At 66.9% G+C, this 13,915-nt stretch carries 13 protein-coding genes and 1 pseudogene; 4 read left to right on the forward strand and 10 right to left on the reverse strand.

Going from position 1 to position 13,915, the window contains the following annotated elements; all coding sequences use genetic code 11:
• Positions 1-26 precede the first annotated feature (26 nt).
• The 3 genes from AC5Y2L_RS19000 to AC5Y2L_RS19010 are packed head-to-tail and all read right to left on the reverse strand — an operon-like array spanning position 27 to position 3,085.
• Positions 27-707 carry a class I SAM-dependent methyltransferase gene (locus AC5Y2L_RS19000; RefSeq protein WP_499939217.1) on the reverse strand — a complete coding sequence of 227 codons (681 nt, stop codon included), beginning with the start codon at positions 705-707 and terminating at the stop codon, positions 27-29.
• A gap of 20 nt (positions 708-727) precedes the next feature.
• Entirely contained in the window at positions 728-2,200 is a 1,473-nt protein-coding gene (locus AC5Y2L_RS19005; protein ID WP_499939215.1) for a glutamate-cysteine ligase family protein, read from the reverse strand.
• A 30-nt stretch (positions 2,201-2,230) separates the two neighbouring features.
• Entirely contained in the window at positions 2,231-3,085 is an 855-nt protein-coding gene (locus AC5Y2L_RS19010) for a class I SAM-dependent methyltransferase (protein ID WP_499939327.1), read from the reverse strand.
• Between the two features lie 99 nt (positions 3,086-3,184).
• Here AC5Y2L_RS19010 and glpK point away from each other — a divergent pair, with 99 nt between their 5' ends.
• Positions 3,185-4,651 carry a glycerol kinase GlpK gene (glpK, locus tag AC5Y2L_RS19015; RefSeq protein ID WP_499939325.1) on the forward strand — a complete coding sequence of 489 codons (1,467 nt, stop codon included), beginning with the start codon at positions 3,185-3,187 and terminating at the stop codon, positions 4,649-4,651.
• A gap of 83 nt (positions 4,652-4,734) precedes the next feature.
• Here the strand turns inward: glpK and AC5Y2L_RS19020 are convergent, their stop codons facing one another.
• A complete protein-coding gene (locus AC5Y2L_RS19020) occupies positions 4,735-5,448 on the reverse strand; it encodes a PadR family transcriptional regulator (protein ID WP_499939214.1) in 714 nt (237 codons plus the stop codon).
• Between the two features lie 193 nt (positions 5,449-5,641).
• Between AC5Y2L_RS19020 and AC5Y2L_RS19025 the strand changes: the two genes are divergently transcribed.
• Entirely contained in the window at positions 5,642-5,977 is a 336-nt protein-coding gene (locus tag AC5Y2L_RS19025; RefSeq protein WP_499939324.1) for a hypothetical protein, read from the forward strand.
• A 3-nt stretch (positions 5,978-5,980) separates the two neighbouring features.
• Here the strand turns inward: AC5Y2L_RS19025 and AC5Y2L_RS19030 are convergent, their stop codons facing one another.
• On the reverse strand, positions 5,981-6,880 hold the full coding sequence (locus AC5Y2L_RS19030) for an RDD family protein (RefSeq protein WP_499939212.1): 900 nt from the start codon (positions 6,878-6,880) through the stop codon (positions 5,981-5,983).
• Between the two features lie 45 nt (positions 6,881-6,925).
• Between AC5Y2L_RS19030 and AC5Y2L_RS19035 the strand changes: the two genes are divergently transcribed.
• A complete protein-coding gene (locus AC5Y2L_RS19035) occupies positions 6,926-7,918 on the forward strand; it encodes a stage II sporulation protein M (RefSeq protein WP_499939211.1) in 993 nt (330 codons plus the stop codon).
• A gap of 206 nt (positions 7,919-8,124) precedes the next feature.
• On the opposite strand, the gene AC5Y2L_RS19040 is transcribed toward AC5Y2L_RS19035, so the two are convergent.
• From AC5Y2L_RS19040 to AC5Y2L_RS19060, 5 genes and pseudogenes are all read right to left on the reverse strand, one after another.
• Positions 8,125-9,447 carry a DUF58 domain-containing protein gene (locus tag AC5Y2L_RS19040; RefSeq protein ID WP_499939210.1) on the reverse strand — a complete coding sequence of 441 codons (1,323 nt, stop codon included), beginning with the start codon at positions 9,445-9,447 and terminating at the stop codon, positions 8,125-8,127.
• A gap of 52 nt (positions 9,448-9,499) precedes the next feature.
• Complete coding sequence (locus tag AC5Y2L_RS19045; RefSeq protein ID WP_499939322.1) at positions 9,500-10,588, reverse strand: AAA family ATPase; 1,089 nt, start codon at positions 10,586-10,588, stop codon at positions 9,500-9,502.
• A complete protein-coding gene (locus tag AC5Y2L_RS19050; protein ID WP_499939208.1) occupies positions 10,501-11,685 on the reverse strand; it encodes a DUF4350 domain-containing protein in 1,185 nt (394 codons plus the stop codon). The genes AC5Y2L_RS19045 and AC5Y2L_RS19050 overlap by 88 nt, the downstream gene beginning before the upstream one ends.
• Entirely contained in the window at positions 11,667-12,320 is a 654-nt protein-coding gene (locus AC5Y2L_RS19055; RefSeq protein ID WP_499939206.1) for a DUF4129 domain-containing protein, read from the reverse strand. The genes AC5Y2L_RS19050 and AC5Y2L_RS19055 overlap by 19 nt, the downstream gene beginning before the upstream one ends.
• Positions 12,321-12,333: 13 nt before the next feature.
• A pseudogene (locus tag AC5Y2L_RS19060) lies at positions 12,334-13,722 on the reverse strand (hypothetical protein).
• Positions 13,723-13,763: 41 nt separating this feature from the next.
• Between AC5Y2L_RS19060 and AC5Y2L_RS19065 the strand changes: the two are divergent.
• Positions 13,764-13,915, forward strand: a 152-nt coding sequence (locus AC5Y2L_RS19065) for a GatB/YqeY domain-containing protein (RefSeq protein WP_499944298.1), incomplete at its 3' end; no start/stop codon positions are given.

Genomic DNA, 13,915 nt, shown 5'->3' on the forward strand with positions numbered 1-13,915 from the left:
CGACGTTGGCGTGAGCCCCGCGTACCTCACTCGGCTTTATGCGCGCTGAGCAGATACGCGGGAAGCTTCATCCGGCCCTTCTCGTCGCGCTCGTGCGCTGGAAACTCGAACGGTGCCTCCGGTGGAAGTTTGGGGATGTGCGCGTGAATATAGGCCGGCCGGATGTCGTCGACCTCCCAGTACTGGCTCACCTTGGCGCGTAGTTCGTCCTCGTCGACTTCGTTGGGCTTCGGGTTCATCTCCGCGGGGAAGGCACCCTTGGCGAACACCAGCACATAGAAGTTGGCACCCGGGGCAGCCGCCCGGTGCACCGAGCTCAGGTAGCCGTCCAGGCCGTCCACCGGCAGCGAGTGGTACAACGTGCTGTCAACCACCGTGGAGAAGCGCCCGTCGTAGCCGGTGAGCTGGGTGATGTCGGCCTGCTCGAAGCTGGCCGTGGTCAGCCCGCGTTCCTGCGCGGCCTTGGTTGCCGCCGCGATAGCGGTGGGCGTGATGTCGACGCCAACCACGGTGTAGCCGTCGGCGGCCAGCGCCAACGACAGCTCGGCGAATCCGCAGCCGGCGTCCAGCACGTCGCTGCGGATTTTCCCGGCCGCGATCAGCGCGGCCAATTCTGGTTGCGGCTCACCGATATTCCACGGCGGCGGGCCCTCGAATTGACCCTCCCCGCGGTAGGTGCTGTCCCAGTCCATTACCTCGTCGGCCATGGGACCCAAACTACGCGTGGCTACCTGTCCCAGGTATGCACGGGCTGGTTGGCATGCATGTGCTCGCAGTAGCGCCGCAGCATCTCGGCCAGGGCCCGCGGCCGGGTCATGCCGCCGTCTTGCAGAGCCCGCACGGTGGACACCTGCCAGCGCGCGCCGTTGCGGCCGGTCTTGGCTCGGCCCTCGATCACGCCGAGAAATCGATCGCGTACCTGCGCGTCGACCCCCAACACCCGCAATCCGTCCTCGGCCATCGGCAGCAACGTGTCCAACAGCAGCCGGGCCGGCGTCACCTCGCCAAGACCCGGCCAGTGCAACCGGCAATCCATGCCGTGCTGCGCCGCGTGTAGGAAATTGGCTTGTGCCGCAGCAAAATTCATCGTGGACCACAACGGTCGGTCCGCGGTGGTCAGGCTGCGCAGGGCGCCGTAGTAGAACGACGAATTCGCCAGCATGTCAATGACGGTCGGCCCGGCGGGCAGCACCCGATTTTCCAGCCGCAGATGCGGGCGCCCGTCGACCACGGCGTAAACCGGCCGGTTCCACCGATACACCGTGCCGTTGTGCAGCCGCAATTCGGACAGGTGCGGGACGCGCCCGGCGGCCAACTCGGCTACCGGGTCTTCGTCGGACACCTCGGGCAGCAGGGACGGGAAGTAGCGGATGTTCTCCTTGAACAGGTCGACGACCGAGTCAATCCAGCGTTCCCCGAACCAAACCCGCGGGCGCACGCCCTGGATCTTGAGCTCCTCGGGTCGGGTGTCGGTGGACTGCGCGAACAGCTCGATCCGGGTTTCCGACCACAGCTGATGACCGAAGAAGTACGGCGAGTTCGCGCCCAGCGCCAGCTGTGGGCCGGCCAGCACCTGAGCCGCGTTCCAGTGGGCGGCGAATTCCCCGGGAGCCAGCTGCAGGTGCAATTGCATACTGGTGCAAGCGGATTCGGGCGCAATCGAGGCGGCCCGCCAACTCAGCGGCTCGGGGCCGGCGATGTTGATCGGGATGTCCTCGCCGCGGGCAGAGAAGATCTCGTCGTTGAGCGCCGTATACCGTCTCGACTCGCTCATCCAGCCCTCGTCCAGGTGTTCTGGCATCAGGGTGGGCAGAATGCCGATCATCACGATGTGGGCGCCACCGGCGCTGGCCTTGCTCTCGGCGTCGTTGAGGCTGGCGCGCACTTCTGCTTCGAGGTCCAATGCGGCGGTGCCACGCAGCGGCCGCGGAGGCACGTTGAATTCGATGTTGTAGGCGCCCAATTCGTTCTGGTAGGCCGGGTCGGCGATGGCCGCGAGCACGTCCCGGTTCGACATGGCGGGCTGGTAGTCGGAGTCGACGAGGTTGCATTCGATTTCCATGCCGGTGAGTGGCCGGTCGGCATCGAACCTGGCGTGGGCCAGCATCGTCTCGAACACGTCCAGACACAGCTGCACCTTGCGCCGATATTCCCGCCGCTGTGCGGGGTCATAGGTGGTGCGCTTTATTTCTTCGCCCACAAATTTTCTCCCGAAGCCGATGCAACAGGGTTACCCACCACTGCGCAACCGTCGGGGTCCTGATGGTGGTGACCCGCTGCGCCCGGCGCCGGCTGCGCCGCGCTTGCGATCACCACGGGTGGCTACGACGATCTGCGGTCGTGGGCGGACAGGGCTGTTGAGCAGACCGCCGCCACGCAACTCGACGTGTATCGCAGGGTCGGCGTGCCGGGCCAGTGCCAATAGCGCAGAGCGGCTATAAGCACGCAGCGAGCTGATCGCTCCGTCGTGCATGAGCGGAATCATCGGCGCCAGCGGCAGCATCTGCGACAGCTGCAAGATGTGCCAGGGCGAGGGAGGCCGCGGCAGGTCGATGATCAGTAGCTTGCCCGCGACCCGGGTGCCTTCGGCGAACACGCGTGACGCCAATGCCGGCGGCAGGTGGTGAAAAGACTGCGCAAACACCGCCAGGTCGTAGCTGCCGTCGGGCGCGTCGATGGCCGTGGCATCCATGTTCCGGACCGTGACGCGCGGGTGATCGCCCAGCTCACCCGCTGCTATGGCGGTCACCGACCCCGGATCGACGTCCGTCACCGTGATGTGGGCGGTGGGATGTAGTTCCAGCAACCTGCGCGACAGCCCGCCGTGGGCCGAGCCGAGTTCCAGGACCCTGGCATCGGGCACGTCACGGATTTCGTCGAACGCGATCCGGGCGAATTTCTCGTGCAGCCCGAAAACACGTCCCATCCGGTCCAGCGATCGGACCACCGCGCGCTTCTTGCCGTCGGCGTCGTCACGGTCGAGGTATTCCAATCGGTCGGTCTGCAACTTGCGGTCCAGCCACGACGCGTCGGGTCCGCCGCGGGGCAGGTCGTCGATGGCTGATTCAGTCGGCATATGGACCATCATGGACGATGGGATGAAGTGTCCGATCTCACAGCAGAGGAGCGCTGGGTGCCCGAGTTAGTCGCTGCCATCGACCAAGGCACCACCAGCACGCGCTGCATGATCTTCGATCACGACGGTGGCGAGGTGGCCCGTCACCAACTCGAGCACGAGCAGATTCTGCCCCGCGCCGGGTGGGTGGAACACAATCCGGTGGAGATCTGGGAGCGTACCGCCTCGGTGCTGATGTCAGTGTTGAACACCGCTAACCTTTCGCCGAATGACATTGCCGCCCTTGGTATTACCAATCAGCGTGAGACGACGTTGGTATGGAATCGGCGCACCGGACGGCCCTATTACAACGCCATCGTCTGGCAGGACACCCGCACCGACCGCATCGCGTCGGCGCTGGACCGCGACGGGCGGGGAGACGTGATTCGCCGCAAGGCGGGCCTGCCGCCGGCGACCTACTTCTCCGGCGGGAAGTTGCAATGGATCCTGGACAACGTCGACGGCGTGCGGGCCGACGCGGAACGCGGCGACGCGCTGTTCGGCACCCCGGATACCTGGCTGTTGTGGAACCTGACCGGGGGTTCGCGCGGCGGCGTACACGTCACCGATGTGACCAACGCCAGCCGGACCATGCTGATGGACTTGGAGACGCTGGACTGGGACGACGAGCTGTTGTCCTTCTTCTCGATTCCCCGCGCGATGCTGCCGGCGATCGAGCCGTCGTCTCCGCGAGAGCCGTATGGAGTCACGCTGGATGCCGGACCGGTCGGTGCCGAGGTGCCGATCACCGGCGTCCTCGGTGACCAGCACGCGGCGATGGTCGGTCAGGTGTGTCTGGCGGAAGGCGAGGCCAAAAACACCTACGGGACCGGCAATTTCCTGCTGCTGAACACCGGCGAGACAATCGTCCGGTCCGACAATGGCCTGCTGACCACCGTGTGCTATCAGTTCGGGGACGCCAAACCCGTTTACGCGCTGGAGGGCTCGATCGCGGTGACCGGCTCGGCGGTGCAATGGCTGCGCGACCAGTTGGGCATCATCAGCGGCGCAGCGCAGAGCGAGGCGCTGGCCCGTCAGGTCGACGACAACGGCGGCGTGTACTTCGTGCCCGCCTTTTCCGGGTTGTTCGCACCTTATTGGCGGTCCGATGCCCGCGGTGCGATCGTCGGGCTGTCGCGATTCAACACCAATGCGCACCTGGCTCGCGCAACCCTGGAGTCGATCTGCTACCAAAGCCGCGATGTGGTGGACGCGATGGAAGCGGATTCCGGTGTCCGCCTAGAGGTTTTGAAGGTCGACGGCGGGATCACCACCAACGACCTGTGCATGCAGATTCAGGCCGACGTGCTGGGCGTCGACGTGGTGCGTCCGGTCGTCGCCGAGACGACGGCGCTGGGCGCTGCCTACGCGGCGGGTTTGGCGGTCGGGTTCTGGGCCGACCCGTCGGACCTGCGGGCCAATTGGCAAGAGGACAAGCGCTGGACGCCGACGTGGACCGACGACCAGCGCGCCGCGGGATACGCGGGCTGGCGCAAAGCGGTGCAGCGCACCCTGGATTGGGTGGACGTGTCCTGATTTCTGGGGCCACGAGCGCGCGCAAATGCACGGGAAAACGGGGGTTTGACCGGCAATTTGCGCGCGCTCGCGGGGTGGAAACCTCAGTCCTCGCCGAGGATGCCGTAGATTTCGCGCCGCGCATTGTTGAGGATCTCGACAATGCGCTGCTGCTGCTCGGCACTGGCGGTGTGCGCGGATTGCGCGACGGCACCGAACAGCTGGCCGATGGCCGCCCGCAGATTGACCTGACCCGGGTCGACGCCTTCGGCGATCTCGTCCCACGGTGGGGTCTCGACCTTCTCAGCGGCCGCCCGGCCGTCATCGGTCAGCTGGAAGAGTTTTTTGCTGCCGTCGGATTCGCTGGTGGTGATCAGGCCTTCGTCGTCCAGCAGCTGCAGCGTCGGGTAGACGGAGCCGGGACTGGGCTTCCAGATTCCGTTGCTGCGCTCGGCGATCTGCTGGATCATCTCGTAGCCGTGCATCGGCCGCTCGGCCAGCAGCACCAGAATCGCGGCGCGCACGTCGCCGCGACGTCCGCGGCCACGGCCGCCGCGGCGCGAACCGCCACGCGGGCCACCAAGGCCAAAACCAAAGCCCGGCCCGAAGCCGGGTCCGAACCCAGGGCCGAAACCCGGGCCGAAGCCCAGCGGACCTTCGTGGCCGCCGGCGCCCTCGCGCAGCTGCTCGAAGAATTCTCGTCGGGCCTGCCGTCGGGCGCCGTGCAGCGCCCGACGCTGAGCCGGACCGGCTGGTCCGAAGCCAAAGCCTGGGCGGGCCGCGAACGGTCCTGCTGGGGGAGTGAATGCGAAGTTCATGGTTGCTAAATCCTTCTGTCTCGGAAGAGGCGGCGTCCGCACGCCTCGGTATATCACGATATATCGTGAACTAACGCGATGCAACGCCCTTGATTGGCGAGCTTTGGCGAGTTTGTATCCCGTCGTAACGGGTAGCTGCTGAACGATGAAGGTCGAAAACGCCCATCAGGCGTTCGGCAATCCAGCTCGAGACATGAGTCATCCGGTGCAGCGTGAGAGCCGGCGGTCGCGGCCGTGGGTGAACTGGGGGCTGGCGATATGCACGGTCCCGGGCGCCGCGATGGTGATGCTGTTCGCGCTCGGTGCAGTCATGAGTACCGATGCCTGCAGCGAACGCTCCTGCCCCAACTTGGGCCGCGGAGGGATCGACTTCGGTGTCGCCTTCTACGGTGCGCCGGTGGTGGCTTTTGCGGTCATCGTGATCTCGTTCTTCACCGCGAAGCGCAAAGGCGGCATCGTCGTTCCGCTAGTCGGCTGGGCGCTGCTGATCGCCGACGTCATTGTCATGGCAGTCACCGTCGCTCAGTAGGCATCAGGGTGGCGGCGCAAACCCGCCGCTCTCGGTTGACCGCTCAGGCCCAGCCGGCGGCGACCATCCCGGGGCCGGCGGCATAACCGTGGGCGGCCCCGGCGGCATGGTCATGGGCGGCCCCGGCGGCGGGCTGGGCGGCGGCCACGGCCCAGGACCCGGCGTCGGTTGCAGGCGCGCCAATTCCCGACGGTGTCGTTCGGCGAGGACGGCGGCAAGCACCAGCTCGGGCGGCGCACCGGGTGGAGGTGGCGGCGCGATATGGGAAATCACGTCGCCGGCAATGCGATAGGCCATCTGGTCGCGCAGCCTGGGATCGAGTTGTGCTGCGCGGGAAAGGAATTGACGTGCAACCTCGGCCTGGCCCGCACTCAGGCCGGACAGCTGCAGCGACGACGCCCACCCCGCCAGCGCTGGCGGCATGGCCGGCGGCGGTCCCAGCCGGGGGCCGCGTTCACTGACCACGACGGTGCCGGCAAAGATGTCGCCGATGCGTTTTCCCTTCGGCGACAACAAGCTGCAGAACACGGCGGGGCTGCCGAACAGCGTCCAGATCTCGATCACCGACGCCAACGCCCGAAACAGCGCCTGCCGGAAGCGTTCCGGGCCGCCGTCGTCGGACACCACGCGCAGTCCCATCGCCATCTTGCCCACCGACCGGCCCCGCGTCGCAGTCTCGATCGCCACCGGATAGCCGACCATCACGAGCACCGTGAAAATGATCAGGATGGCGGTGGTCAACGCCTCGTCGAACTCGCGCAGCGTGAGTGCGCACAGCGTCATTCCGAGCACCCATCCGATGAACATGAGGGTCAGGTCGATCACCGCGCTGAGCACCCGCACCGGTAACTGGGCGATCTGCACGTCCAGTACTACTGCGTCGCCGGTCACCACCTCGGACATAACACCGAACGGTACCGGCTGCGAATTGCCACTAAGCTGCGCAGGGTGGATGTCGACGCGTTCGTGCTGACCCATCGCGATACCTGGGACCGGCTCGAGCAGTTGACCAAGAAGCGGCGGTCGCTGACGGGTGCTGAAATCGACGAGCTGGTCGAGCTCTACCAGCGGGTGTCCACGCATCTGTCGATGTTGCGGTCGGTGTCGTCGGATTCGCTGCTGGTGGGCCGGCTGTCCAGCCTGGTCGCGCGCGCTCGCGCCGCCGTGACCGGCGCACACGCCCCGCTGAGCCGTACGTTCGTCCGGTTCTGGACGGTGTCGTTCCCGGTGATGGCCTACCGGGCCTGGCGATGGTGGCTGGCCACGGCCGTAGCGTTTTTCGTCGTCGCAGTGGTCATAGCGTTCTGGGTGGCGGGCAACCCCGAGGTGCAGGCCCTCATCGGAACACCAAGGGAAATAGACGAATTGGTCAACCATGACGTCGAGTCGTATTACAGCGAGCACCCCGCTGCGGCGTTCGCACTGCAAGTGTGGGTGAACAACTCGTGGGTGGCCGCCAAGTGCATAGCCTTCTCGGTGGTGCTCGGCATCCCGATTCCGTTTGCACTGTTCGAGAACGCGGCCAACCTGGGGGTGATCGCCGGGCTGATGTTCCAGGCCGGCAAGGGCGGCCTGCTGCTTGGCTTGCTCGCGCCGCACGGACTTCTGGAGCTGACCGCCGTGTTCTTGGCCGCGGCGGCCGGGATGCGGCTGGGGTGGTCGGTCATATCGCCGGGTGACCGGCCGCGCGGCCAAGTGCTGGCCGAACAGGGGCGTGGGGTGATGTCGGTCGCCGTCGGGTTGGTGGGCGTGTTGCTCGTCTCCGGGCTGATCGAGGCCTTGGTGACGCCGTCGCCGTTGCCGACGTTCGTTCGGGTGGGCATCGGAGCCATCGCGGAGGTGGCGTTCTTGTCGTACGTCGTGTATTTCGGCCGCCGGGGAGTGCGGGCGGGGGAAACCGGCGACATCGAGGACGCGCCGGATGTGGTCCCCACTTGGTGAACGTTGCCGAGTGCAGGTTCGCCGCAACGGCGTACTGGGCGTTGAGCGTGAACCGACGGACTTGCGTGTGAAGCGGGGGCGTTGAGTGTTACGCCAGGGCGCCGAAATCGCCCAGATCCCGCCGCGGCTTCACGCCGAAAGCCATGCCTTCACACTGAAATCCCAGGCTTCACACCGAAATCCATAGCTTCACACCCAAAGCCGATTTACAGTCGCCCGGTGGCTTTCATCGCCAAATAGCGATCGGCAAGGGCTGGCGCGATCTCGTTAGGAGGCGCGTCGACGACTTCCACCCCGCTTCGACGCAGACGGGATGCGATCGCGCGCCGATCGTTGCGGGAGCGCTCGGCCGCCGCTGCGTCGTAGACAGCCGCCGGATCCGACCGCCCGGAAGCCATGTCGTCGACCCGCGGGTCGGCGACCGCGGCAATCAGCACGTGGTGCTTGGCAGACAACTGCGGCAGTACCGGGAGCAGCCCCTCCTCGAGGGCGGTCGCGTTCAGATCGGTCAGCAGCACTACCAGCGACCGCCGCCGGGTACGACGCGAAATCTCGGCTACCATTGCGCGCCAATCGGACTCGACGAGCGTCGGTTGTAACGGCGCCATCGCATTGACCAGCTGCGCGAGCAGCTCGGTGCGCGACGCGCCGAACACACCGGCCCGGGTGACCCGGTCGTGGGCCAGGAAGTCGACGTTGTCGCCGGCCCGGGACGCGAGCGCGGCCAGCAGCAGCGCGGCGTCCATCGACCAGTCCAGTCGCGGCCATCCGGCCGGGTCGGTGGCGATGGGGTCGACGCCGACGCGACCGGCGGCCATCCGGCCGGTATCGAGGACCAGGACGACCCGCCGGTCGCGTTCCGGCCGCCAGGTGCGGACCATGACGTCGGCGCGGCGCGCGGTAGCCCGCCAGTCGATCGAGCGGACGTCGTCGCCGACGACATACTCACGCAGCGAATCGAATTCGGTGCCCTGACCGCGGATCAGGGTGGGCAGCAGCCCGTCGATCTCCTGTAGCTTGGCAAGCCGCGACGGCAGGTGCTTGCGAGACAGGAACGGCGGCAGCACGCGAATCTGGCCGGCCACCTGCTGCGAACCCTGCCTTCCCGCCAACCCCAGCGGCCCGATCGAGCGCGCCGTGACCGCCGCGGCGCGCTGGTCACCACGACGAACCGGCCGGAGCATGGTGGCGACCTGTTCGCGCTGCCCCGCGGCGATGACGACGGTGTGCGTGCGCGGCCGCGCGCAGGCGCTGGGTGGCCAGGCATCGCGGATCTGACCGCGGAACCGGCGGCGGCCGTCGTTATGGATCAGCAGGCCAGCTGCCACCGGCTGGCCCAGCCGCACCGACGCGTCCGGGGAGCGGATGTACCGCAAACTACGGGGCCTGGCCGCCAATCCCGCATCGATCGCCACCAGTGTCGCCAACGCCACCAGGAGCGCCACGAAAGCCCTTGCCGGCCAAGGCGACAGCGTGATCGGCAGGACACAGATCAGCGCCGCCAATCCGGTGCGTCCGGTCAGTATCACCGGCGCCGCTCCTCCTCATCCCTTTCGCTCTGCATCGTCGCCGGCGCAATCACTAGCGGGGCACCGGGACCGACGCCAGAATTCCCTCCAGCACGCCGTCGGGTGTGGCACCTTCCAATTCGGCCTCCGGGCGCAGCATCACGCGGTGCCGCAGCGTCGGGCGGGCCATGGCCTTGACGTCATCCGGAGTGACGTAGTTGCGACCGGACAGCCATGCCCAGGACCGCGCGGTGCCGAGTAGCGCTGTTGCCCCGCGTGGCGACACTCCGAGTTGCAGCGCGGGCGAGGAGCGGGTGGCTCCGACGATATCGACGATGTAGCCCAGCACTTCGTCGGCGATCAGCACCTGCCGCACGGCCTCGCGGCCAGCCGCCAAGTCGGCAGGACCGGCGACCGGCCGGATGTCGGACAGGTCGCGAGGGTCGAAACCGTGCGCGTGCCGGCCCAGAATGGCGATCTCTGAATCACGTGGCGGCAGTGTCACATTCAGCTTGAGCAGGAAGCGGTCGAGCTGTGCTTCGGGCAATTGGTAGGTGCCCTCGTACTCGATGGGGTTCTGGGTCGCTGCGACGATAAACGGGTCGGGCAGCGGCTTCGGCTCGCCATCCACGCTGACTTGACGTTCCTCCATCGCCTCGAGCAGGGCGGCCTGCGTCTTGGGCGGCGTGCGGTTGATCTCGTCGGCCAGCAGAAGATTGGTGAACACCGGTCCCGGCCGGAAGGTGAAAGCGGCTGTGCGGGTGTCGTAGACGAGCGAACCGGTGACATCGCCGGGCATCAGGTCAGGCGTGAACTGCACCCGCTTGAATTCCAATTGCAAAGCCGCGGACAGCGAGCGGACCAGCAGCGTCTTCGCTACCCCCGGAACGCCTTCCAGCAGTATGTGACCGCGGCACAGCAAGGCGATCACCAGGCCGCTGATCACCCCCTCCTGTCCGACGACGGCCTTGGCGATCTCGGTGCGCAGGGCAAGCAGCGCCTCACGTGCCGACTCGGCGTTGGCGATCGGGGCGTTGGCGATCGGGGCGGTGGCGGGCGTGGAAGAGGGTTGTGTCACTGGTGGGTGACCTGCCTTTCGATCTCGTCGAGTGCACGGGCAAGGTGTAACAGGTCGTCGTCGGTGGCCGGGACGGGGCCGAATAGTTGGTAGAAAACGAAATTCGCGTCGACCCCGCTGCGCGCGGCGACGGCCGTCACCACCGCCGGCATCGGAGCATTCGGCCCTAGGCCGAGGCGTGGCAGCAACCGCTGCAAGGTCGCGGTGCGCAGCGCGTCGGCGGCGCGGTCGCGTGCCCGCCGCGACCGGTACAGCCGGCCGCGGCCTTCGACGGTCTCCGATGCGCGCACCACGACGGGCAAGGGCTCGGCCACCAGCGGCCCGATCCGCCGGCCTTTCCACAGCGCGACCAGAAGTACGACCAGACATAGTTGCCAGACCATCCAGCTCACGTTGTCCGGGATCAGGTCGGAAAATGATGTCGCGGAAGGCTTTTCCCGACCGTGATCCGTGGTGGCGACTTCTGCGTGGTCGGGCGCGTACCAGATGAGACGGGGCCGGGCGCCGGCGAGGTTCATCGCCAGCGCGGCATTGCCCTCCTGCAACAGGCTGCCGTTCGTCATGAAGTCGGAGCTGCCGACCACCGTGACGGTTCGACCGCCTTCCTGGTAACGGATCAGCGTCCCGTTATAGCAGCTGGTCACTTCGCGGCCGTCTTTGAAGCCGTAGCTGCTGCTCGCCCCGAATCGCACCGCCCCAGCCCGAACCGCCTCGTGCAGAGGGCAATTCGGCTCACGGTTGAACGTTTTGCCGGTTGTGGTGTGCAGACCGGGTGCGAGCGCCTCGCGTGTTCGTGCGGTCGGCTGGACCAGGAGCAGATCGCCCGGAACCTGTGCCAACCGGTCCAGAATGGTGGTATCGGTCAGGTATTGACTCTGCGCTATCAGGATCAACGTGTCGCGGCGTGCCGATTTTTCGACGTCGGCGACGCTGCCGGCGACGACGACGTCCACGCCGCCGTCGCGCAGCAACGTGACCAGCGCGTGGGCCCCGTGCGGGCCGGTCGCATTGGGATCCATCCGGCCGCCGGGCCGCGGTGACGTCAGATAGGCGCCGAGCGCGGTCACCGCGGCGAACAGGACCAGCATCAGCACCGCTGTGCGCCACGATCGCCGGCGGCGCGCCACCGGAGGGCGCGTGTCGTCGGCGTGCGCGGTCGCGGTCACCGGACGTGCGCCCATGAGTCGGTTGGGTCAGCGTGTGCGCTAATAGTCGGGGCGCCTGCGGAGCGTGACCGCAAGTGGTCATCGAGATCGGCGATCATCTGGTAGGCGGCCTGCGTCCCGGGGCGCTCGCCGTAGGTCACGTCGTTGAATGCCGTTGCCGCCTGCGACAATTCGTCTGCCAAGTGAGGTAAGGCGACACCGGCGTCTCGGGCCAGTTCGTTGGCGGTACGGCCCGGAGTTGGGTTCAGCACACCGGTTTCCTCGAGTTCGCGGGCGACTGCCCGCAAGCGATGGCGAATGGCTGCGGACCAATTCCCTTCCGCCGCATAGCCTTCCGCCGTCGCACGGTGCTGTGCCGCGGTGAGCTGGGCGGCCTCGAAAAGCTGGGAATCACCACTGCGCCTGGTACGCAGCGTGTTGCGCGCGATCCGGATGGCGACCGTTACCGCAACCGCCAGCAGAATGATCAGCACCGTGGTGGTGAACCACCCGCCTGGAATATCAGATGCCTTGTCCAATAGCCGGTATAGGTGCTCAGTGATCCAGTCGTACAGTTTTTCGCTGAACGAGGCCTGGGAGTACATCGGCTTGTTCAGCTCGTTTTGGGCGAGCTGGTGTGCGCCATCACGGTCGATGTCGATGGAAGGCACTGTCAATACGTCCTCAAACGGGCCGGGTCAGCCAAAGATGGTCGGTGGACTCCCCGGCGGAGGGCCCATCGGCGGCGCCGGTCTGCAGCACCAGGTCGAACGCCTCCGCGCGCATGCGGCGGTCGGTGTAGAGCAACACCGCCACGCCGGCGCTGAACGGCGCGGTGAGAATCTCACCCACCGCCGAGCCGAGGTACGAGATGGCGGTGCCGAGGATCACCATGCCGGTCGACGATCCTCCCAACACGGTCGTGATCTGCCCGGCGATTCCGAACGGCAGGCCAACCACACGGGAGACCACGTACGTCACCACAGCCGTCAGTAGCCAGATGCCCAGCACTCGCCAGAAGCTGACGCGAACGGGCGGCCCCACGAGCGCGAAGGACCTGCCGATCGCCCGGAAGACCGGCAACCGTTCCAGCACGATCAGCACCGGAGCGAACAATAGCGAGATGTACAGGTAGATCATCAATACGATGACCAGCAGCGTCAGGAAAATGACCGCGAGGACGGTCAAGACGCTGTTGCCCACTACGGCGACACCGGCAATGATCACCGCCACCAGACCGACAATGACCGCCGCACCGATGAGTTCCAGCAGCGAAAGGCCGATCAGGGCCAGCAATCGTCCGCGGATCCTGCCCCAGGTTTCCCCGATGCTGATCGGTGACCCGAACACCGCACGTCCGACGATGACAGTCAGCATTCCCGACAGCAGGATGCCTCCCAACCAGATGACCAGCAAACTGCCGCCGATGGCGAGCATCCAGCCGGCCACTTCGGCCCCGGACAGATCAGACGATGACCCATACTTCGTTTTGTTGGCGGCGACCATTGGTCCGAGCAACGCGGCGAAGCTGATGATTTGCATGAACAGCACTACCGCGGCCGTCAGCCCGAGGGTCGCCTTGGGATTGGCCCGGATGTAGCCGACGGCACCGTTGAAGATTTCACTGAGGCCCAATGGCCGCAACGGGATGATGCCGGGCTTGACGGCACCGGGGGCCAGCGGCGGCGGACCATAACCGGCCTGGAAACCCGGGAAACCATAGCCGGGTGGGCCGCCATACCCGGGTGGCGGACCGTAGCCGGGCGGCGGCCCGTAACCCGGCGGTGCGGCGCCGTAGCCGGGCGGCGGCCCATACCCGGGCGGCGGCCCCTACCCGGGCGGCGGGCCGTACCCAGGGGGTGGGCCGTACCCAGGGGGTGCCGCAACGTAGCCCGGCGGCGGCCCATACGCCGACGCCGGCCCATAGCCGGGCGGCACGGCGCCGGCAGGCTCAGGCGGCGGCTCCGCCGAATAAGCAGGCGGCGGCGTGCTCACCGGCGGCGGCTGCCGTCGTCGTTGGTCATGGGTTACATCCTGTCGGCGGTCGGGGCTTTTCTCAACGTCGGTCAACATCGGGTCTCGGGTGACAGGCGACGGCGAGTAGCGTCGCGGTCATGGCGGAACTCAAATCGCGGCTTCGGGCGGACCTGACGCAGGCGATGAAGAACCAGGATAAGTTGCGCACCGCGACGCTGCGCATGTTGCTGGCCGCGATCCAGACCGCGGAAGTCTCCGGCAAGCAGGCCAGAGAGCTCTCCGACGACGA

Source organism: Mycobacterium sp. NGS66, from assembly GCF_059812225.1.

What these genes read in the sequence shown, in the direction of transcription:
- AC5Y2L_RS19000 (WP_499939217.1), bottom strand. Translation starts at nt 707, where the DNA reads ATGGCCGACGAGGTAATGGACTGGGACAGCACCTACCGCGGGGAGGGT.
- AC5Y2L_RS19010 (WP_499939327.1), bottom strand. Translation starts at nt 3,085, where the DNA reads ATGGTCCATATGCCGACTGAATCAGCCATCGACGACCTGCCCCGCGGC.
- glpK (WP_499939325.1), top strand. Translation starts at nt 3,185, where the DNA reads ATGATCTTCGATCACGACGGTGGCGAGGTGGCCCGTCACCAACTCGAG.
- AC5Y2L_RS19020 (WP_499939214.1), bottom strand. Translation starts at nt 5,448, where the DNA reads ATGAACTTCGCATTCACTCCCCCAGCAGGACCGTTCGCGGCCCGCCCA.
- AC5Y2L_RS19025 (WP_499939324.1), top strand. Translation starts at nt 5,642, where the DNA reads ATGAGTCATCCGGTGCAGCGTGAGAGCCGGCGGTCGCGGCCGTGGGTG.
- AC5Y2L_RS19030 (WP_499939212.1), bottom strand. Translation starts at nt 6,880, where the DNA reads ATGTCCGAGGTGGTGACCGGCGACGCAGTAGTACTGGACGTGCAGATC.
- AC5Y2L_RS19050 (WP_499939208.1), bottom strand. Translation starts at nt 11,685, where the DNA reads ATGGGCGCACGTCCGGTGACCGCGACCGCGCACGCCGACGACACGCGC.